The 20,752-nt window shown below is 61.5% G+C and carries 20 protein-coding genes and 1 pseudogene; 9 read left to right on the top strand and 12 right to left on the bottom strand.

All coding sequences use genetic code 11. The features are described from left to right. Positions 1–6: 6 nt before the first annotated feature. The 7 genes from NKI54_RS18895 (at position 7) to NKI54_RS18865 (ending at position 4,142) form a co-directional block, all read left to right on the top strand. On the top strand, positions 7–408 hold the full coding sequence (locus NKI54_RS18895; RefSeq protein WP_352455791.1) for a cupin domain-containing protein: 402 nt from the start codon (positions 7–9) through the stop codon (positions 406–408). A 51-nt stretch (positions 409–459) separates the two neighbouring features. After that, positions 460–1,107: an HD domain-containing protein gene (locus NKI54_RS18890; protein ID WP_352692164.1), complete on the top strand. Its 648-nt coding sequence runs from the start codon at positions 460–462 to the stop codon at positions 1,105–1,107. A 266-nt stretch (positions 1,108–1,373) separates the two neighbouring features. Beyond that, the gene (locus NKI54_RS18885) at positions 1,374–1,895 is read left to right on the top strand and encodes a carboxymuconolactone decarboxylase family protein (RefSeq protein WP_352592499.1); all 522 of its coding nucleotides are present in this window, start codon (positions 1,374–1,376) and stop codon (positions 1,893–1,895) included. 137 nt (positions 1,896–2,032) lie between these two features. Then, on the top strand, positions 2,033–2,470 hold the full coding sequence (locus NKI54_RS18880; protein WP_352592502.1) for a CBS domain-containing protein: 438 nt from the start codon (positions 2,033–2,035) through the stop codon (positions 2,468–2,470). A gap of 128 nt (positions 2,471–2,598) precedes the next feature. After that, positions 2,599–3,333, top strand: a complete 735-nt coding sequence (locus tag NKI54_RS18875) for a sensor histidine kinase (protein ID WP_352592505.1) — start codon at positions 2,599–2,601, stop codon at positions 3,331–3,333. A gap of 54 nt (positions 3,334–3,387) precedes the next feature. Next, positions 3,388–3,669: a GNAT family N-acetyltransferase gene (locus tag NKI54_RS18870; RefSeq protein WP_023674211.1), complete on the top strand. Its 282-nt coding sequence runs from the start codon at positions 3,388–3,390 to the stop codon at positions 3,667–3,669. A 41-nt stretch (positions 3,670–3,710) separates the two neighbouring features. Then, on the top strand, positions 3,711–4,142 hold the full coding sequence (locus NKI54_RS18865; protein WP_352592508.1) for a DUF1810 domain-containing protein: 432 nt from the start codon (positions 3,711–3,713) through the stop codon (positions 4,140–4,142). A gap of 67 nt (positions 4,143–4,209) precedes the next feature. Here NKI54_RS18865 and NKI54_RS36505 read toward each other — a convergent pair. From NKI54_RS36505 to petA, 4 genes and pseudogenes are all read right to left on the bottom strand, one after another. Then, a pseudogene (locus tag NKI54_RS36505) lies at positions 4,210–4,935 on the bottom strand (pirin family protein). 26 nt (positions 4,936–4,961) lie between these two features. Further along, a complete protein-coding gene (locus NKI54_RS18850; protein ID WP_352692162.1) occupies positions 4,962–6,479 on the bottom strand; it encodes a mechanosensitive ion channel family protein in 1,518 nt (505 codons plus the stop codon). Between the two features lie 23 nt (positions 6,480–6,502). Beyond that, complete coding sequence (locus NKI54_RS18845; RefSeq protein WP_352622865.1) at positions 6,503–7,798, bottom strand: cytochrome b; 1,296 nt, start codon at positions 7,796–7,798, stop codon at positions 6,503–6,505. Positions 7,799–7,814: 16 nt separating this feature from the next. Further along, entirely contained in the window at positions 7,815–8,291 is a 477-nt protein-coding gene (gene petA, locus NKI54_RS18840; protein ID WP_352592517.1) for a ubiquinol-cytochrome c reductase iron-sulfur subunit, read from the bottom strand. Between the two features lie 463 nt (positions 8,292–8,754). Here petA and NKI54_RS18835 point away from each other — a divergent pair, with 463 nt between their 5' ends. Together NKI54_RS18835 and NKI54_RS18830 are read left to right on the top strand one after the other, a co-directional pair. Beyond that, positions 8,755–9,339, top strand: coding sequence for a glutathione binding-like protein (locus NKI54_RS18835; RefSeq protein ID WP_352692161.1), 585 nt, complete (start codon positions 8,755–8,757; stop codon positions 9,337–9,339). 338 nt (positions 9,340–9,677) lie between these two features. Next, on the top strand, positions 9,678–10,733 hold the full coding sequence (locus tag NKI54_RS18830) for an alpha/beta fold hydrolase (RefSeq protein WP_352692160.1): 1,056 nt from the start codon (positions 9,678–9,680) through the stop codon (positions 10,731–10,733). Positions 10,734–10,810: 77 nt separating this feature from the next. Here the strand turns inward: NKI54_RS18830 and guaD are convergent, their stop codons facing one another. The 8 genes from guaD to add form a co-directional block, all read right to left on the bottom strand. After that, positions 10,811–12,178 (bottom strand): guanine deaminase, encoded by a 1,368-nt coding sequence (guaD, locus tag NKI54_RS18825; RefSeq protein ID WP_352692159.1) that lies wholly within the window; start codon positions 12,176–12,178, stop codon positions 10,811–10,813. A gap of 100 nt (positions 12,179–12,278) precedes the next feature. Next, positions 12,279–13,142 (bottom strand): aromatic ring-hydroxylating dioxygenase subunit alpha, encoded by an 864-nt coding sequence (locus NKI54_RS18820; RefSeq protein WP_352692158.1) that lies wholly within the window; start codon positions 13,140–13,142, stop codon positions 12,279–12,281. A 23-nt stretch (positions 13,143–13,165) separates the two neighbouring features. After that, positions 13,166–14,566, bottom strand: coding sequence for an 8-oxoguanine deaminase (locus NKI54_RS18815; RefSeq protein WP_352692157.1), 1,401 nt, complete (start codon positions 14,564–14,566; stop codon positions 13,166–13,168). A gap of 7 nt (positions 14,567–14,573) precedes the next feature. After that, a complete protein-coding gene (locus NKI54_RS18810) occupies positions 14,574–15,509 on the bottom strand; it encodes an ABC transporter permease (protein ID WP_352692156.1) in 936 nt (311 codons plus the stop codon). Positions 15,510–15,519: 10 nt separating this feature from the next. Continuing rightward, positions 15,520–16,572, bottom strand: a complete 1,053-nt coding sequence (locus NKI54_RS18805; protein ID WP_352692155.1) for an ABC transporter permease — start codon at positions 16,570–16,572, stop codon at positions 15,520–15,522. A 2-nt stretch (positions 16,573–16,574) separates the two neighbouring features. Further along, a complete protein-coding gene (locus NKI54_RS18800) occupies positions 16,575–18,170 on the bottom strand; it encodes an ABC transporter ATP-binding protein (RefSeq protein ID WP_352692197.1) in 1,596 nt (531 codons plus the stop codon). 121 nt (positions 18,171–18,291) lie between these two features. Continuing rightward, positions 18,292–19,413, bottom strand: coding sequence for a BMP family ABC transporter substrate-binding protein (locus NKI54_RS18795; RefSeq protein ID WP_352692154.1), 1,122 nt, complete (start codon positions 19,411–19,413; stop codon positions 18,292–18,294). A 25-nt stretch (positions 19,414–19,438) separates the two neighbouring features. Further along, complete coding sequence (add, locus tag NKI54_RS18790) at positions 19,439–20,479, bottom strand: adenosine deaminase (protein ID WP_352692153.1); 1,041 nt, start codon at positions 20,477–20,479, stop codon at positions 19,439–19,441. Positions 20,480–20,752: the final 273 nt, after the last annotated feature.

Genomic DNA, 20,752 nt, shown 5'->3' with positions numbered 1-20,752 from the left:
CCAGACATGATCAAAACACTTCTCTGCGCCGCGCTCACCTCCGCTTCCGTCACCGCAGCAATGGCCAATGACGCCGCCAACGTAAAGCTTGTCTACGACCAGGCTCTTCCAAACGTGCCCGGCAAGAGCATGAAAGCCGTGCTCGTCGAGTACGCGCCTGGGGGTACGTCGCCGGCTCATACCCATCCCAAATCCGCGTTCATCTATGCCACGGTCCTGGAGGGGGCGATCCGAAGCCAGGTCAACGACGGGCCGGTGAAGACTTATCGCGCCGGCGAGAGTTTCTCGGAATTCCCTGGCGACCGTCATGCCGTCAGCGAAAACGCCAGCAAGACGGAAGGCGCTCGTCTGCTTGCTATTTTCGTCGTCGACACCAGCGAGACGGAACTTACGACGAACGCGAAATGAAATCGTAGCCCCCGGGACCATCGGGGCGTACGCGAAGGGACGGTCAGTGACATGAATTTGATCGCCATCCGCACACTTGCGGGGATTTTGGTCCCCGATACTCCGCTTGTTGGCCGAGCGATCGAACATGCCCGCCAGCGATGTGAACCCTACCTGTTCAACCACGTGGTCCGATCCTGGCTTTTCGCGGCCCGGATCGGACAGATTCAGAATATCCAGCACGACGCGGAGGTTGTTGCCGTTGCAACCCTGTTGCATGACGTCACGCTCAATGAGGACTTCGCCGGGCCGCGCCGTTTCGAAGTGGAAGGCGCCGATCTTGCCCGCACCTTCGTTCGGGAGGGCGGCTTCGACGAGCGGCGCGCCCAATTGATCTGGGACAGCGTCGCCCTCAACTCGACGCCGTCAATCGGCCTCTACAAGGAGGCTGAGGTGGCGCTTTGCACAGCCGGCATCTGCCTCGATGTCGTCGGCTTGCAATACAGCCTCGTTTCGTCAGCCGAGATTGCAAAGATCGTTGGCGAATTTCCGCGCCTCGGGATGAAGCGGCGGATGACGCGATGCTTTTGCCATATCGCCGAGATCAGGCCCGAAACCACCTACGACAACTTTGCCCGGGACTTCGGCGAGCGCTTTGTTTCAGGCTACAAGGCGACTTCGGCAGTTGATCTTGTGATGAACGCTCCCTTCGAAGAGTGAACGCAGTTTCGATCCAGGTTCTATCGACACCGGTCGGTTCAGCCTCGCCCTTCAAGTGACCCAAACGCCGTGCGCCCGTCGCATGCCTGCGCCAAAGCGAATTGCCGAGGGCAGCGGTCAGGTGCCAATTTCCACCTCCTATACTTCGGTTTAGGCGCCCCAACCCAATCGAGTGGCAATACATATCATCGGCACGATAGCAACAGTTCGTCTCACCGGTCATCCTTACGCTGCAATGGATTGCAAACACCTCAAGGAGATAAGTAATGAATATTGCAGCGTCACCGGTCGCTCCGAAAGGAAAAGCCGTCGCCCAACGCGCGAGTTATGCCGAGCAGTCGCCGGAACTTCTGAAGAAATTTATTGAATTTCTTGGTGCGACGCGAGAGGGGTCGATCGAAGAACCGATCCGCGACCTTGTTGCAGTCCGAGCCGCGCAGGTGAACGGGTGCACCTTCTGCCTTGATATGCACGTCAAACAGGCGAAGATTCATGGCGAGCGCGAACTGCGCCTTTACCACCTGGCAGCCTGGCGGGATTCGACCTTGTTCGTTCCTCGCGAGCGTGCAGCCCTGGCATGGACGGAAGTCTTGACCAAGCTGCCCGAGCAGGGTGTCCCCGACGAGATCTACGATCGGGTCAGGTCACAGCTTTCCGAGAAGGAAATTTCCGATCTGACCTTCGTTGTCATGGCGGTCAATTCTTGGAACCGTCTGAACATCGGCTTCAAACCCGTCCCGGGCTCGGGGGATGCGAAGTTTGGCCTGAGCAAAGCAGCACTGAGCTAATCTTTGGAACGGGTCAGAATGGCGCTTGTTTGCGCGCCATTCTGACCGGCCAGGCGAAGGCGCCGAGCTCGGCGACCAACACTGGAACCGATCTCAGCCTCCCGGCCGCGGCCGCGAGGCGCTCTCAGGAGGGCGTCATGCGCATTGACAGTCTGCATCCAGTAATATCGGCCCGTCTCATGGTGATTGATGTCGACGCTCCACTCCGCAGTGCAGCACTCTCACTTTCCGGGCCCGCAATAGGCCTGGTCGTGGTGTGCCACGGCAGTGGGGAGGCGGCAGGCGTGCTGAGCAAGTCCGACCTTGTCCGCCATCTGGCGAATTCAGGGCCAACAGAAGCGCCGATTGCGGCATTGATGAGCACGTCCATCGTGTCCTGTGGTCCCGATGACGACCTTCATTCAGTCTGGCAGACCATGGCCGCGCAAGGCCTTCAGAATGTGCCGGTGCTAGGGGCTGACTCGAAACCGCTAGGCGTCCTCGATATCCGTGATGCGATGAAGGCGCTTTTCAAACAAGAGGAACTGCAGGAACGGCTGCTTGCCAACTACATCAGCGGGATCGGCTATCAATAGAGCTTGGTCTATCGTTTGGATATACAGAAGTATGTATCGGAGGCGTCTTAGATATAATTGACAATAAATGCCGTAAATTATAGCGTATTGAAGCAAATGGGTGTCGACTGAGCCAACGGGGTTATGAAATGTTTCGTCCGGACATAAAAGAAGATGTCTTCGACGGCCCGCCCGATGGTCTTGGAAGTGGTATGTCCGTGCAAATGTCGACGGCCGGCATCGTCCATGACCTCGGCAATCTCATTCAGGTCGCCTCGTCGGCGTTGAACCACCTGGCCCGCGATCCGAGCATCCAAGCGACTCCGGCGCTTGGGCCTGTAATTGCCGGCGCCAAAACGGCTTTGGAACGGGCTGGGGACCTTGTCCGGCAAACCATCAGCCTGGCTCGAGAGAGCCACGCGGAAATCGAATACACAAACGTAGATGCTTGCCTGGCTGAGATCGAAACCCTCGTGCGGAGCGCCTTGGATGCCAATTTCGGTCTTGAGCTTCGGGTTGGGTCCGACCTGCCTTTGGTGAGATGCGATCGCTTTGGGTTGCAAAATGCGGTTCTGAACCTTCTGTTCAACGCGCGCGATGCAATGCCTGACGGCGGTTTCATCTCGATCGATGCCGGCTTGGCCTCTGAAAGCTCTACCGCCGGTCAGGTAGATATCCGTGTCGCGGATAACGGTATCGGGATGACCAGCGAGACAATGGTCTGCGCCTTCGATCCGTTCTTCACCACCAAAAGCGAAGGCCTCGGCGGCGTCGGTTTGCCGATGGTGAAGCGCTTTGTCGAGCAGTCAGGCGGAAGCATCGACCTTCAGAGCACGCTCGGGGCAGGCACGACCGTCACTCTGCGGTTGCCTGCGGTGCGATAGCGGCCGGCCAATCTCCCCCCGGTGACAGACGTGACATACAATCGAGAGATAGAGATGGATGCACAAGTCGTTGAAAACGTCCAACAGCACCGTTTCGAGTTGCCGATCGCCGGCGATATGTTTGCGGCGGCCTACTATCGGCTCGAGGGCGGGCAGGTCGCGCTGATACACACCGAAGTCCCGTCGGAATTTTCCGGACAAGGGATCGCGTCGCGATTGGCCCAAGGGACCTTCGAACTGCTCCGCAAAACCGGCCGTAAAGCGATCTTGAAATGTCCCTTCATGAGCCGCTTTTTCGCCAAGCACCCGGACTATGCAGATGTCGTCGACGGCTAGTCAGGGCACCAATGTTGAGGGTTTCCCAAGGATCTATCCAAATGCCTGACGAGTATGATTTGCAGAGGTTCGTCAGCGCACAGGATCCGGTCTACGACGACGCGCTGGCCATTCTACGTCGAGGGATGATGTGCACTCCCTATATGGAGTTCATCTTCCCAAGGTTGGCCACCAGGCGAAGCGGTACTGCGCCTGAGCCATATGCAATCACATCGCTCGACGAAGCCAGCGCCTATCTGTCATTTCCGATCCTTGGAGGCCGTTATCGGGAATGCGTTGGCACCCTGCAGCGGCTCTCCGGCCTAAGCGCTCGCGCTGTCTTCGGTGACGTTGATGCGAAGAAGTTGCACGCGTCCCTGACGCTGTTTTCCGAAGCAAGCAACGACGAGTTCCTGCTCGAGACAATCTTCGACGTCTGGTTCGACGGTTTGCTCGATGAGGAAACGATGAACGATCTCTACTTGATGTCGTAGTGGTCTGCCTGCGCCACCCGGCGTCAAGCTGTCGCGGCGCTGAGGTCACCATCCGCTGCCTTATCCCTCACATGCTGCCATCCGGCAGAGGCATGAGCTCGTGCTCTCCCGGCACGCCGGGGAAGCGGCGTTCGCGCCAATCCGCCTTTGCCTGCTCGATCCGTTCGGCTGAAGAGGAGACGAAGTTACAATAGATATGACGTGGCTCGGCCAGGGGCTCACCTCCTATCAGCATCAGTCTCGCCGCATGGAAGGCAGGCGCCTGGAGCACAATCTCAACGCCGCGCGCCAGAGCTACTAATTCGGCTCATGAAACGTACCGAGCTGGCCGACAATTCCAACCTCACCGGCGACGATGTAGATCGCACGCTCACGGTGTTCGGGTTTCACCTGGTAGCGCGCACCGCTCGTGAGCACAATTTCGGCATAGACCATGTCGGAGAACGTCCGGTGGCGTGCGCTCGGAATGGACGATGCCCGACCCGGCCGTCATCCAGTTGGCCTCGCCAGGACGGATGGTCTGCACTTTACCCAAATTGTCGCGATGGACGATCTCGCCATCGATCAGGTGGGTCACGGCCGCAATGCCGATATGCGGATGTGGTCCCATATCGAAACCGTGACCTGCGTCGAACATAGTGGGGCCGAAATGGTCGAACAGGATGAAGGGCCGGATCATCAGGCGATTCGAGGACGGCAATACGCGCCTTATCTTCAGTCCGTCCGCAAAATCACGGATAGCCGGCTGGATGAGTGTATCGATGCCTGTGATATCGCTTTGGCGGATGGTCATGGATCTCTGTCCTTCTGCATGCCTTATCAGCCAGGTGCCCGAACGCGCTTGAACGGAGCGGCGCGAAAGACTGTCTGAATGGCTTTGAGGAGCGCGAATTTGGAGCCCGCGTGGTCCTGTCCGGCGATGCCGCTTTCATTAAGAGCCGACACCCTCATCGACAGGATCGCGGCAAGATCTTCGGCCATTTCGGGCCTGTCGTGCAGCAGCGGCGCAAAGTTTTCCTGGTCTATCTCGTAAACCGTGATGGGGGTCATTGCCCGCAAACTTGACATCTCGCCAATGCCGGCGAGCAAGCCGGTCTCGCCGAAGAAATCGCCAGGTGCAAGCCGGCCGATCTCCTGCAGTTGATCATCGCCCTCGCCAATTTGCCGGACGATGACTCCCGTCCGTACGATCATGAGCGACGGCAGCATCTCTCCCTGTCGTGCGATGATTTCGCCCTTATGATAGGTACGAACCGAGGCCGCTTTGGCGAGCGACTCCTGCTCGGTATCCGTTAGCGCCGAGAATACCGGTATGGAATTGATGAGGTCGATCGGGGTGAAGCCTTGGGAGGCCGCCATCTCGTGGCCCGGCCGGTTGGTCATGGCAATCGAGCCCGAAAATGGCTCCGCCAGCAGCATGCCGGTCGACTTTGAATGGCGATAAATGAGATCGAAGATTTCGTTCCGAGCGGCACTTCGCTGGTCGATACTTGCGACGCGAAAAAACAACTCGATCTCGATAGCTGCGGCATCCAGGCTTCTGATGGTGACCGAAGGCGAAGGCTCCTGGAGGATTGAATTGCAGCTCAGCAAGACAGTGCGCATGAGCTCTACGATGATCGCCGGCGTCTTCGTTGGCGCCACCTTGACGGTTACGGCAAGTCCATGGCTCTCGTCCGGACCGCTTAGATTTGTTACCCCGATCTTGGCGAGAAGGCTGTTTGGCAGCGCCACGACATTGTGTGTCGGGGTCAGAAGTTGGGTCGACCGCCAATTGGTCTCGACAACGCGGCCTTCGGTTCCGTCGCCTAGAATGATCCAGTTTCCAAGCACGTAAGGGCGGCCGAGGTTAAGCGCGATCGCCGAAAATACGTCACCAAGCGTATTCTGGAGCGCCAGTCCCAGGATGACGGCAAACACGCCCGACGTGGCAATGAGCGTTCCGACCGGCACTGCAAAGACAAACGCCAGGATCGACAGGAACATTCCAGCGTAGACGACACCGACCACGACGTCCTGCAGGAGACGTGCCTCGCGCGGCTTTCGCTCGAAGACGAGATAGATACGGACAAATCCGATTAGCGCCCAGGCAAGGTGAACCCACCAGAGCAGCTTGACCGAGCCGATGAGGATCGCTCCTCCGGTTGTCTCGTTGTCCCCTGCGGTCTCGTATGGCACGACGCGCAGGTCGAGAACCATGGCCGACATGGCGAGGAAAAAGCCGAGTTGGACGACCAGCTTCGCATTGGCGAAGCGTCTGGGGATGAGGGACCAAACGACGATCCCGGCGAGGCCGAGCAACACGATGTAGACCAGAGGAGAGTTCCACCAGCTCATGAACGATCCCCGCGATGCCAAGTTCAATGTTTGGTCTCCGGCCCGGCGATCGGGCCTCTGCCGCTGGCCTTGTCTTTTTCGAGAACTGCTTCGGTGATCGAATTCGGCAGCCGTCGCGGCTTTTCGATCAGCCCGAGCACCGGCATGGCGATAATGAAGAACGCAAAATAGTAAAGCGTCGCCAGTTGGGACATGACGACGTATGCGCCTTCCGCCGGCCGGGAGCCGAGCCAGCCGAGAAAGAGGGCATTGGCAACGAACAGCCAGAAGAGCACCCTGTACCAGGGCCGATAGACCGCCGAGCGCACCTTCGAGGTGTCGAGCCACGGCACCAGGAACAGCACCGCGATCGAGCCGAACATCGCGAGCACGCCGCCGAGCTTGGAATCGATGGGCCCGATATTGAAGGTGATGGCCCGCAGGATCGCGTAAAACGGCAGGAAGTACCATTCCGGGACGATGTGGGCCGGCGTCTTCAGCGGATTGGCGATGCTGCTATTGTCGGGATGGCCGAGGTAGTTCGGCAGGTAGAAAACGAAATAGGCGAAGAAGAACAGGAACACGAGGATGCCGAAGGCATCTTTGACGGTGGCATAGGGCGTGAAGTCCACGACATCAGTTTTCGATTTGACCTCGATGCCGGTCGGATTGTTCTGGCCGACGACGTGAAGCGCCCAGATATGCAAGGTCACCACGCCCGCAAGCACAAATGGCAGCAGGTAATGCAGCGCAAAGAAGCGGTTCAGCGTCGGATTGTCGACCGCGAACCCGCCGAGCAAAAGCTGCTGGAGCCAGTCGCCGATCAGTGGGACGGCGGTGAAGAAGTTGGTGATGACAGTAGCGCCCCAGAACGACATCTGTCCCCAAGGCAGCACGTAGCCCATGAAGGCCGTCGCCATCATCAGCAGGAGGTTGGTGCAACCGAGCACCCACAGCAGCTCACGCGGCGCCTTGTACGAACCATAGTAGAGCCCGCGGCAGATGTGGAGGTAGACGGCAATGAAGAAGAACGACGCGCCGTTGGAATGGAGGTAGCGCAGCAGCCAGCCCGAATTCACGTCGCGCATGATCTGCTCGACCGAGTTGAAGGCCAGCCCCGTATCAGGGGCGTAATGCATCGCCAGCACGATGCCGGTCAGGATCTGTGAAACCAGCATGATCGTGAGAATACCGCCGAACGTATAGGCGTAGTTCAGGTTGCGCGGCACCGGATAGACGATGAAGCTGTCATAGACCAGCCGCGGCAGCGGCAGGCGGGCATCGAACCAACGTTCGATTCTGGTTTTGGGCGTATAGGTCGAGTGTTTGTCGCCGCTCATCGAAATGCCCCCTGCCTCAGCCGATACGGATCTTGGTGTCGGAAATGAACTGGAACACCGGCACCGCCATGTTCTCCGGCGCCGGCCCCTTCCGGACGCGGCCGGCGGTGTCGTATTGCGAACCATGGCAGGGGCAGAACCAGCCGTCGAAATCGCCTTCCTGACCATGCGGGATGCAGCCGAGATGGGTGCAGACCTGGATCATCACCACCCAGGCTTCCTTGCCCGGCATAGTTCGATTGGCGTCGGTTGCCGGCGCATCGGCCGGCAGGTTGGCGTTGCGGGCAATTGGATCCTTGAGCTCGGCGAGACTGACTGCCTGGCCGTCCTTCCTCTCTTTTTCGGTGCGGTTGCGCACGACCACCGGCTTGCCGTGCCAGTCGACGATCAGCGACGTTCCCGGCGTCAGCGAGGAGACGTCGACCTCGATCGCGGCGGGCGCTTCGACGCGCAATGTGTGCTCGGCTGTGGGGGTTTCGGAAAGGTCGGCCATGATGGCGACTCCTATTGTTGGAAGCTGCGTCATCGCGTTGGTGGCAATCGAGCAAAAGCAGGCCACGGCTTTCGCCTTTCCAGTCTGCTCACGTCGCGTGAAATATGCCGGCCGTGGCCGGGTGTGAGCCATCGTGCCAACGGCACGTGCGTCCAATACTTTCGTTTAGGATTTCCTGAGCGAAGGACTGGCAGGGCTGGCGATGATGCCATCATGGAAGGTTCTGGATTCCTCCAGATAAACGTTGGCCACTGAGCTGGCATACGCCCCGGCATTGCGCACGGCGATCCCGAACTTCAGCCCGACCATACCTCGGCATAGGCACGCCTGGCTGTCGGTGTCGTAATCGTCGTCTCCGCGAAGTGCGAGTTTCTGGAGCGGTTGTCTCGCGTGGCGCGGGGCAGGTTTTCCGCTCGGCGACGACCAATTGCGGGATTCAATCGGGTTTAGAAAAGAGAAAGCGGTGAAACTCTACTACAGCCCTCTCGCCTGCAGCCTGGCGGACCACATCGCTCTGGAAGAGGCCGGTGTTTCCTTCGAGCGCGAAAGTGTGAACCTCAAGACCAAACGGACAGGCTCCGGGGATGATTTCACTACCGTCACGCGCAAGGGCTACGTTCCAGCCCTCGTGCTGGATAGCGGCGAAACGCTGACGGAAAATATCGCCGTCCTCGACTGGATTGCGTCGCAATACCCGCCACTAGGAGTGGCGGGGCCGTTGGGCCGTACCCGCCTTCTCGAAGCGCTGACCTACGTCTCAACTGAAATACACCGAAGCTTCAAGCCGATGTGGCACCAAAGCAGCGATGCCGAAAAGGCCAGGGCGAGCGCGACGATTACGAGCCAACTCGAGTTCTTCGCTGACGGGCTCGAGACCGACTATCTGTTCGGCGACAAACCCAGCGTCGCGGATTTTTATCTTTTCGTGATGCTGCTTTGGGCGGCCCGCTTCCACGTCCCTGTTCCCGCGCCTTTGCAAGCCCTTCGCGTCCGAATGGCTGCCCGACCGGCCGTGCGCATCGCAATGGATCGTGAGGGCCTCGTCTGAAGCCGAGGGCGACTTCGAGCATAAGATCAGATGCAACATATCCTCTCGCCCAAACAGAAGATCAGGAGTCATTCTCATGCTGCCGTTCCTGCGGATGCTACATCCAGCCGCTTCCAAGCGCGGGGATGGCCTACGTCTCGAATTTCTCCGGAGGGAAATCGAGGAAACGCTGGACCTTACCGACGTTCAGTCAGAGCTCGCCGCACTGCCCCCTGGCCGAGTGGTTGCAATACTGGATTCGCCGCAGTCACCGTCGAAATAAGCGCAATATTTCCTGTCGGCCGATGCAGCGGCCGGTCTAGTTGTTCCCGCTTGTTGGTCATCATAGAGGCTTCATCATGAATGCGAGTAAGGCTCCCGACACGGTCGATCATCGCCGCCGGCGCATTGTCGGTGCGACAGCAATGACGTTCGCCGCCACCGAACTCGGCTTGAGCGCGCCGGCAGCCACTTGGATGGTCGAGGCGAGGGCATCCGCGACGCAAGCCAGGCCGGAATCATTCGGCTCGCTCAGACAGGTCAATGCCGAAAAACTGAGCGTCGGATATGCGGAGCTGGGGCCTGCCGAAGGTGCTCCAGTGATCCTGCTTCATGGCTGGCCCTATGACATTCACACCTACACCGACGTCGCTCCTCTGCTTGCCGCAAAGGGGTACCGCGTGATTGTGCCCTACCTGCGCGGCTACGGCACTACGCGATTCCTGTCGGACGAGACGATGCGCAATGGCCAGCAGTCGGCGCTCGCCGCGGATACGATCGCCCTGATGGATGCGCTGGGGATCGAAAAGGCCACGATCGCCGGCTGCGACTGGGGCGCCCGAACGGCCAATGTCGTTGCCGCGCTCTGGCCTGAGCGTTTTAAGGCGATCGTCTCGGTGAGCGGCTATCTCATCGGAAATCAGCAGGTCGGCATGGTGCCGCTGGCACCGGAGGCGGAGCTTCAATGGTGGTATCAGTATTACTTCGCCACGGATCGCGGCCGCGCCGGCTACGAGAAATACACGCGCGATTTCGCCAAACTCATCTGGCAACTCGCTTCGCCGCAGTGGAATTTCGACGATGAAATCTTCCAGCGCAGCGCCGCAGCCTTGGACAACCCGGATCACGTCAGCATCGTCATTCACAATTACCGCTGGAGGCTCGGCCTGGCACAGGGCGAGCCGGAATATGACGGTCTGGAAAACCGGCTGGCCGAAGCTCCCGTGATCACAGTGCCGACCATTACCCTTGAGGGTGATGCCAATGGCGCACCCCATCCCGACAGCAGTTCCTACGCCAAGAAATTCTCGGGCAGATACACGCACCGGATCATCACCGGCGGTATCGGCCACAACTTGCCTCAAGAAGCCCCGCAAGCCTTTGCCCAGGCTGTCATCGACGTCGGCGAATACTGATTAAAATCCATGACGTGCCCCGATCGTAAGGAATAACACGGGAAGATTCCTGGTTCTCGGCACAGCCTCCCGTCCGCTTAGGCGAGAACAGCTCTCCCGCCGACCCAGACCGACGCGATGTTGGCCCTGGAAGCGGAGTAGACGATCTTCTGAAGGATGCCGTCGCCGTCGTCGAGTTCGTCCCACAGGTGAATTGTGCCTCTGGGCGCGGCGGTGTCGACCAGGATCGCATCGAAATGGTAGCCAGGCGAGAATCGCCCCACAGGCAAGCCGAGTGCCGCGCCACCGCCTGCCGTCGCCAGGTGGAAGGACTCGCGAAAGTCGACGCGTGCTGTTCCGGCCGTGCCGCGCGTCTCGGCCGCTAGCGCCGGGTCGGTGCCGGTTTCCAGCATGCGCGACGACATGACCGTCGCGCGCATCGCATCGAACATCGAGGCGCTCGGTCCCCCGGAAATGTCGGTGCCGAGCCCGACCTTGACACCCTTCTCGAGGGCCGCCCTCAACGGGAACACGGCGCCTGCGAAGTAGGCGTTGGAGACGGCGCAGTGCGCCACGGCCGCCTTGCGCACGCGGATCGTCTCCATGTCGGCAAGCGTAATGAAATTGGCGTGCGCGAGCACGCTGCCGGCGCGCAGCAGGCCAAAGCGATCAAGGCTCGACGTGTCGCTGATCCCGTGGCGCTGCAGCACGTAGCCATGCGCCCAGTCGCTCTCCGAGCAATGCGTCTGCACATGGCAGCCGCATTCCTGCGCAAGCGTGCCGAGCCCTTCGAGGGCGGCGTCGGTACAGGAGGGGATGAAGCGCGGCGTAATGACCGGCTTTACCCGTCCCGTGGCATTGTCCGGATGCCCATGCACGTAGTCGATCAGAGCGCGCGTGCCATCGATGGCCGCGTCCGCCGAGGTATCGCGATAATAGGCCGGGCACTCGTCGGCATTGTCCATCGCCACTTTGCCGACCAGCGCACGTTGCCCGCGTTCGAGGCAAATGTCGACGAGCAGCTTTGTCGCGTCCTGGTGGATGGTTGCGAAGTAGAGCGCTGTGGTCGTGCCGTTAGCGATCAGGTCGTCGACCAGCAAGCCGTAGCTGCGCCGCGCGAAGGCGAGATCGGCGTAGCGCGCCTCCAGGGGAAACGTGTGTTTGTGGAGCCAGGCCTCGAGCGGCACGTCCAGCGCCCGGCCGAGCTGCGGATATTGTGGCGCGTGCACGTGAAGATCGACGAAGCCGGGCAGCAGATAACTCTGTGCCGGCAAGGTCGCCAGCGAACCGGTCCGGCGCGCGGCCTCCAGCGCCTCGTCATAGCCGGCATCATGCGGATGCAGCACCGAGGCGATGATGCCTGATTGATCGATTGCGATCAGGGCTTGGCGCAACTCTTCCACGAGCCCGCGCTCCGGCGCGTGAAAGCCGCTGGCCAGAAGCGTCTTGCCGCTCAGGTCGCTCACCTGTCCTCCGCTGAAGAACAGCTACGCACTGCCGTCGCGAAGCGCTAGAGCGCGATTGCCCGTCCGTCGATGCCGATGACAATATCGGAAGGGCTGCCGCTCATGCGGCTTGCGCCGTCGTGCCATAGGTGATGCCCTTCTCCTTCAGCCAGCGGCGATAGGCGATCGACGAGCCGTCGGCCCGCGTCGGGATTTCCGCGCGCGGCTCGAGCGGCAAAAGAAGTGGCCGTTGGTTCTCCAGGATGATGCGGTCCTGCAGGAAGATGAGCTGCTGGAACTGCACAAGTTCGGTCGTGGTCGATACGTCGTCGATCAGGAACATGACGGGGTGCGCGCGGCAGCGGTCCGGATCGAGGGGCTGCACGAACAGACAGATCACGTCCCACCGGGTAGCCGAGTTGGGGCAGGTCTTGTAGAGCATCACCGCGAAAGGATTGGCGACCCGGTACATGTATTGGGTCATGATGCCGCCGGTCGCCGAGAGTGCTGCCTGCGGCTGGAAGAATTCGCAGTTGGTCGCCCACACCTCATCCACGTCGCGGCGGATTTCGGTTGTGTAATGCCGCACTTCCGTGTGCGGCTCGGCGCCCAATATGTCGGTATGGACGAAGGGGAAATGCGCCATGTCGAGGAAATTCTCGACGATGCGCAGGCCGGACGCCTTTACCGCGATCGCTCCGCAAACGACAGGCCGGCGGTCGTCCTCATAGGCCTCCGGGATCGACAGCACATCGCCGGCCGGCATGCCGAGCGTGATCCATAGATAGCCGTAGCGTTTCCTGGCCGGGACTTGGCTGCCGTCGCCGGCACGCGACACATTGACCGCGCCTGCCGTATCGCGGGCTACCAACAGATCGATGCCCAGAAGCCGGTTCGCCATCGTGCCGACCGGAATCTCGTTCAGCGCGTCAATGCAATACCATTGATCGAGGGCCGCCTGCTCCGCAGCTCGCTTAATGGTCATTGTTGCGTCCTTCCTGTGCTATCTCACTGCCGATAGATGCGGTCCATCACAGCCCGGTGGTCGGCCATCGCCGCCTCGACATCGAAAGAGGCGAAGTCGCCTCTCGCGATAATCTGCCGGCCGTTGATGTAGGAATAGTCGACCTTGAAGGGTCCGCAAAGCACCAGCGCGGCGAGCGGGTCGCGCTCGGTGCCGGAAAGGCCGAGTTGGCTGCGTTTGACCGCGATGAAGTCGGCGCACATGCCGGGCGCGAGATGGCCGATGTCATTGCGACCGAGCAGGGCAGCGCCGCCGCGCGTCGCCATTTCGAGGGCCTCGCGCGCGGACAGCGCCGTCGGCGTGCCGCCGAAACCGCCGCGGCCGCCGGGCTTTTCGGAGAGGTAGTGGTGCGGCGCGACACGCTGAAGCATCAGCGCCAGCCGCGCTTCCATGAACAGGTTCGACGTGTCGTTCGAGGCCGAGCCGTCGACGCCAAGGCCGACCTTCACGCCCTTGTTGAGCATCTCGCGGATCTTCGCGATGCCCTGGCCGCAGCGCATGTTAGCCGACGGGCAATGGGCGACCCCGGTGCCGGTTTCGGCGAAGCGGTCGATCTCGTCGCTGGTCATGAAAATCGAGTGGGCGAACCAGACGTCGTCACCGAGCCAGCCGACGGATTCGGCGAACTCGACCGGCCGCTTGCCATAGATTTCGAGGCAGTACTTCTCCTCGAAAAGCTCTTCGGCAAGGTGCGAATGCAGGTTCACGCCCTTGTGGCTGCGCGCCAGCGATGCCGCATCGCGCATCAACTCCGGAGTCACCGAGAACGGCGAGCAAGGAGCCAGGATGATTCGGCTCATCGAATGTCGCGACGCGTCGTGATAGCTGCCGATCAGCCGTTCGGCATCCTTCAGGATATCCTCTTCCTTTTCGACGCAGCGATCCGGCGGCAAGCCGCCCTGGCTTTCGCCGCGCGACATGGCTCCACGCGCAGCGTGGAAACGCAGACCGATATCGCGGGCCGCACCGATCGTCGCGTCGAGCGTGCAATTGTTGGGCAAGATGTAGAGGTGATCGGAGCTGGTCGTGCAGCCCGAATGGATGAGCTCGGCCATCGCTACGCGCGCCGAGACGCCTATCGCATCGTCGTCGAGCTCGGCCCAGATCGGATAGAGCGTTTTCAGCCAGACAAGCAGCTCGTCGTCCTGAGCCATCACACGGGTGAGGTTCTGGTACATATGATGATGCGTGTTGACCATGCCCGGCATGACGACATGGCCCGATAGGTCGAGCACCTCGTCGGCACTGGAGGCACTGAGTTCCGCGGTGGTACCGACCGCTTCGATGACGTTGTCGTCGATCAACAAGGCGCCGTCAGAAATCTCGCGGCGCGTACCATCGAAGGTGGCGAGCAGATCGATGTTCTTGACAAGCAGGCGGGGCATGATGGTCTCAACGCATGTCGCGGAAATAGGGTTCGCCGAGAGCAGCCGGCGCGGCCATTGCCCGGCGCATGCGCTGCCAGGCAAGCACCGGCACGATGATCAGGGCGATGGTGCCGAGATAGGGCAGCATCGACAGGATCGGCGCCGCGATCGGCCAGTTGCGTGCTTGGCCGACGAAGCCGAGAGAGGTGATGAGACCGAACAGCAGAGCGGCCAGCACGGCGTTGAGGGGCCGGTAGCCTGCGAAGATGACGAGAGAGACGGCAATCCAGCCGCGGCCGGCCACGACGCCTTCCGACCAGGAGGGAACGAAGGCAAGCGTGAGGTAAGCGCCGGCGCCGGCCGCCAGCGCCGAGCCCGCGGCGACATACCAGAAGCGGATGCTTTGCACCGAAATGCCGGCGGCGTCGGCTGCCGCGGGGTTTTCGCCCACCGCGCGCATGTTCAGCCCGTGGCGCGTGCGGAACATGATGTAGTGCAGCACAACCGGCAGAACGATGTAGATCAGGTAGACAAGGATGTTCTGCGTGAAGATCGCGCGACCGAGCAGCGGGATGTCGCTAAGATAGGGAATAGCGATCGGCGCGAAGGTCGCCGGCGCCGGCATGCCGGAATAGGCACGACCGATCGTTGCGGCCATGCCGGTGCCCATCAGCGTCAGCGCCAGGCCGCACAACACCTGGTTCGCTTTGACGACGACGGTGCCAAGAGCGAAGACGCAGCCAACGAGGAAACCGACGGCAAGCGCAAGGACGAAGCCGAGCATAGGGTGCGGCGTGGCGACGACGACCGCGATGCCAGTGATTGCACCGAGCGCCATAAGCCCTTCGACGCCGAGATTGACGACGCCGGCGCGCTCGGAGAGCGTCTCGCCCAGCGCCGCCAGCGCCAGCACGCCGCCGGCGAGAATGGAGGTCTGGATCAGTCCGGCGATCATGTCCATGGGTGTTTCCTCAGCTCGCGGCCGGTTCGGTCCGCGTGATGCGGTAGTGAGCGAGTTCGTTGCCGATCGCCGTGAAGAACAGGATCAGTCCGGTGATGGCGAGCACGGCCGAGACGGTGATGCCTTGCGTCTGCAGGATGATGCCCGAATTCAGGATGACGCCCATCAAAGCCGCGCCTGCGAGCACGCCAAGTGAGGAACCGCGCGCCAGCACCGCGACCATGATGCCGAGATAGCCGAAATTGTTGGAGATGCCGCCCTGCAGGCGATGCACCGTGCCGGCCACTTCCAGCATGCCGGCGATGCCGGCGATTGCTCCGGATATCAACAGGACGACGATCAAACGGCGTCGAAACGGCATCCCAGCATAGCGCGCCGCGCTCGGATTCGACCCCGCGATGCGGACCTCATAGCCCCAGCGCGTATAGTTGAGCAGGCCGGCGATGATGAAGGTGAGCAGGATCGCCAGCGGGAAACCGTAGTGCACGATACCCCAGAATTCGGGGACATCGTGCGGCAGGCGCGCAGTGGTCGCCAGCGCATGGCCGCTAGGGTCGAGCCATGGACCGGTGGCGACGTAGTAGACCATCAACGTCGCGACGAAATTCAGAAGCAATGTGGTGATGAGCTCGCTGACATCGGCGTAGGCGCGCGCCAGCGTCGGCACCAGGATCCAGATGAGGCCGCCGAGCGCGCCGGCCACGAACATCAAGGGCAGGATCAGCCAGGTCGGGCCGGGAATGAACAGGGCGACGGCCGTGGCGCCGAACGCCCCGGCGTAGAACTGGCCCTCGGCGCCGATGTTCCAGGCGCCGATCCTGAGCGCCACCCAGACCGACAGGCCGGTCAGGATCAGTGGAGTCACCAAGAGGCCCACGTCTTCCAGCCCGAAGCTGGAGCCGAAGGTGGAGTCGAGGACCTGCGAGGCGAGCTCGATCGGATCGGCGCCGCGGGCGGCGAGCACCAGTCCGGCGACGACCAGCGCCGATACGATCGCCAGGACCCGCGCCGCAAGCGCTACAGAGGGCCGCGCGGAGGGCACGCGCTGGAGCTTGATCGCCAAGGTCAGCGCATTCCGGCGGGGGCCTGGGCGGCGGCGTTCGACCGCACCTGCCCGCCCATCATCAAGCCGATTTCCTCGATGTCCGTGGAGGCAGTCTCCACTACACCCATGATCCTGCCGTGGAACATCACAGCGATGCGATCCGACAGGTTGAACAGCTCTTCGAGTTCCTCGGAGATGAACAGCACGCCGACGCCGGCATCGCGCAGCTCGACAAGGTAGCGCATCATGGTGTTGATCGCGCCGACATCGAGGCCGCGGCTCGGATAGGCGGCGATCAGAACCTTGCTTGCGATGCGCATCTCGCGCCGTGCGACGAGGCGTTGCTGGTTGCCGCCGGAAAGGTTGCGCACAGGCATGCCGAAATCGGGCACCGCAACGGACGCCGCTTCGGCGATGGTGCGCGCGAGAGCGGTCGCTTGCCGCGGGCGGAACACCAATCCTTTCGAAACGGGCGCGGATGCATACTCGCGGATCACGGCGTTGTCGGTAACGGAAAGCGCCGGCGCCAGGCCGCTATGCAGCCGGTCCTCGGGAATATGGCCGACGCCGAACCTTGCGAAATCGACCGCGCCCGCTGTCGTGACGTCCTTGCCGCCGAGAAATATCTGGCCCGAGTGGATCGGCCGGATGCCGGTGACGACCTGCGTCAGCTCCTTCTGCCCATTGCCGGCTACACCGGCGATGCCGAGGATCTCGCCGGCATGGATGTCGAGCGACAAATCGTCGAGGAGGGAGCCGCCCAAATCGTCGCGCGCGGCGACGGATTTGAGGCTGAGCACCGGTTCGGAGGAGATGCCGGCCGCACCCGGCTGCCGGGCGCGCAGGTTGCTGAGCACGATCTCGCGGCCAACCATCAGTCGCGCGAGCGTCTTCTCGCTGCAGTCCGAGGTCTTTTCGGTGGCCACCTTGCGGCCGCCGCGCAGCACGGTGATGCGGTCGGATATCTCCAGGACCTCGTCGAGCTTGTGGCTGATGAAGATCACCGCATTGCCCCGGGACACGAACTGCTTGAGTGCCTTGAAGAGTTCGCGCGCTTCGGCCGGCGTCAGGACCGCAGTCGGCTCGTCAAGGATCAGGACACGCGCGTTGCGCGCGAGCACGCGCAGGATTTCCACGCGCTGCTGCTCGCCAGTCGAAAGATCGGCGACGCGCGCGGACGGCCGCACCGCAAGGTTCAGGTTCTCGGCCAGCGCGGCAGTCCGCGCCTCGAGCACGGACGAACGGATGCGTTTGGGCGTTTGGGACCAGCCGAGATGAATGTTCTCGGCGACCGTGAATGCCGTCACCAGCTTGAAATGCTGGTGGACCATGCCAATACCGGCCGAGATCGCATCGATCGGAGAAGCGAAACGTTTGACATAGCCGTCGATAACAATCTCACCGGCATCCGGCTGATAGATGCCGGTGAGGATGTTCATCAGGGTCGACTTGCCGGCGCCATTCTCGCCGAGCAAGGCGTGGATCTCCCCCGGCATAACGTCCAGGTCGACATCCTGGTTGGCGACGACGCCGGGGAAATATTTGCTGATGCCCTTCAGGAGCACGATCGGCGGCGCGCCGGGTTCCGGCTCGTAGCGCGCTGAGGGGGAGGACATCACGTTCATGTCGCGGTAACGGTGCTCGCTTGGAGCACGATGAATTGGAACAAAGTCATTCATCATGCTCCAGCTCTTAGTCTTCGCATGATCCTATCCGAAATGTCTGCAACTTTCGGGATCACGCCTGGAGGCCGCTGACGCCTTCGATCGACCAATCCCAGTTGTAGAGCTCCGCTTCGGTCATGCGATGGCCGGCGGCCACCTTGACGTTTCCCTTGGTGTCCTTGATCTCTCCCTCGAACGGGCTCCAGCCTCCGAGAATCTTGTCGCGCACGGCATCGGCCTGCTTTGTGACCTCGGGGGGCACCGTATCGCCCCAGGGATCGCGGTCGATGCCGCCGCCCATCGGCAGGATGGTCTCCGAGGGTGTCCACTTGCCTTCGAGGCGCAGGCGCACCTGGTCGACATAGTATTTCTTGAAGTCGATGACGATCGAGGAGACATAAGCTTTCGGCCCGTAGCGGCGAATGTCGGTATTCCACATGACGGCCTTTGCGCCGCGCTGCTCGGCCACCTGCAGATAGCCGGCTTCGTCCATGATGCCGAACAAAAGGTCGGCGCCATTGTCGAGGAGCGCGGTGCCGGCCTGGGTGGCCGCCTGCGGGTCGAACCAGGAGTTGATGACGATCGTCTGCATCGTGGCGTTCGGGTTGACCGAACGGGCGCCCATCAGGAAGGCGTTCGTGCCGGAAAAGACCGATGGAACCGGGAAGGAGGCGACGTAGCCGAGCTTGCCGCTTTTGCTCATCAGGCCTGCGGCGACACCAGTGACATACGTCGGATACCAGTGGGCGAGGTAATAGGTCGAGAGGTTTTCGAGCGGGTTGCGGCCGTCGCATTCATAGAAGGCGACGTCCGGCGCGCGCTTGGCGACGTCGTAGAGGAAGTCGCCATAGTTGGAGGTGGCGAACACCATGTTGGCGCCTTCCGACACGAACTGGCGGAAGGTGCGGGTCGCGTCGGCCGAATAGGGGATGCTTTCGACGAACAGCGTCTTCAGCTTCGGGAACGCTTCCTGCACGGCCTTCATGCCCTGGTCGTGGCTCCAGGTCCAGCCTTCGTCGGTCACCGGACCGGTGTGGCCGAAGGCGATGACGGCGTTTTCCTCGGCGACGGCCGCAAGCGGCGTTTGCGCCCGCGCGGGCGTGATCAGGCCGGATTTCGGCAGAAGCAGCGAGGCGCCTGCTGCGGCACTCATGTTAAGGAAGCCTCGGCGGGAGAGATTGTGCAGATCGATCATGCTTCGGTCCTTTGTTCCGTGTTGTTCAGCTTGGAAGAGGCAATTCTGTCTCGATGAGGCGGTCGATTTCGGTCGACCAATCGGCCAGCCACGCCTGCTTGACGCTGTCATCGAGCCACGCGGCGGACAGCCCCGCCAGCGCGATCTGCTTCAGCTTGGCTGGCGACAGATTGAAATGCTCGGCGATCAGCGCGTATTCGCGGTCGAGCGTCGTGCCGAACATTGGCGGGTCGTCGGTGTGGATGGTGACGTTCAGCCCCGCCTCCATCATGCGGCGGATGGCATGGTCGGGTGCCGCGAGATCGCGCCATACCGTGGTCGTCAGCGTGGTGCTGGGGCAGCAGGTGAAGACGATGCCCATCTCCCTGCACCGCTCCATCAGAGCCGGGTCGTCGACGACGTGGTAACCGTGGTCGACCCGCCTCAAGCCGAGAATGTCGATGGTGTCGCGGACATATTCCGCCGGGCCGTCCTCGCCCGCGTGGTTGGTGACATTGAGCCCCGCCGCTCGCGCCCGCTCGACGATGCCCGCGAACATGGGCGGCGGGTTCGGGCGTTCGTCGTAATCGAAGCCGATGCCGATCACCTCTGCCGGGCGCTCTGCCAGAACCATGTCCAGGAAGCGCTCGCCACCTTCCGCGCCGAGCGGCTTCGCATGGGCCGGTATCAGTTTCGCAACGAGGCCGTAGCGCTCCTTCGCACGGCGAAAGCCGTCGAGTATGCCTTCGAGCATGGTCGAATAGGCCACGCCATGGGCAAGATGCGCATGCGGGCTGAAGAACAGCTCGACATAACGCGCGCCCGCCTTGGCGCAGCGCTCCAGCGCCTCGAAAGTGACACGCGAGAAATCGTCCACGGTTTTGATCGAGGCGCAGACGAGATCGTAGACCTTGAGGAAGTCCAGCAGGTTGCCGTAGCTGTAGAGTTCCGACGTCGGCTTGCCGTCCGGCAGCGGCACGGAGTGCAGCGCAGCCAGTTCGGCAAATGTCGCGGCGGACACCGCGCCTTCGAGATGCAGGTGCAGCTCGGCCTTCGGCATGGACTGAATGAAACTTGACAACGACATCGACGCTCACCCGCCGGACACGGCGATCTTGTGCCGCGACCTGTTTTCATAAGCGACGGGGCTATCCGCTGAGTTGTTCGATAATCGCGGCTTTTTGCGACCGTCCCATCGCCATATATGCAACAGATGTCAGGGAAGCGGGACTTGCACAAGCCCCAAAATGATGCCTAACTAGACACATTCTAAAACTGCCCATTTATTGTGCATATCGGGAGAATTGTAGGCATGGAGGGGCTATGGGAAGCGCAACGCCCGGCACCTCCGACGCAAACC

Origin of the sequence: Mesorhizobium sp. M0663 (assembly GCF_040320585.1) — a bacterium.
In the GTDB taxonomy this organism is placed as follows: Bacteria; Pseudomonadota; Alphaproteobacteria; order Rhizobiales; family Rhizobiaceae; genus Mesorhizobium.
The sequence above is the reverse complement of the archived record's forward strand: the minus strand, read 5'-3'. Positions and strand labels throughout refer to the sequence as shown.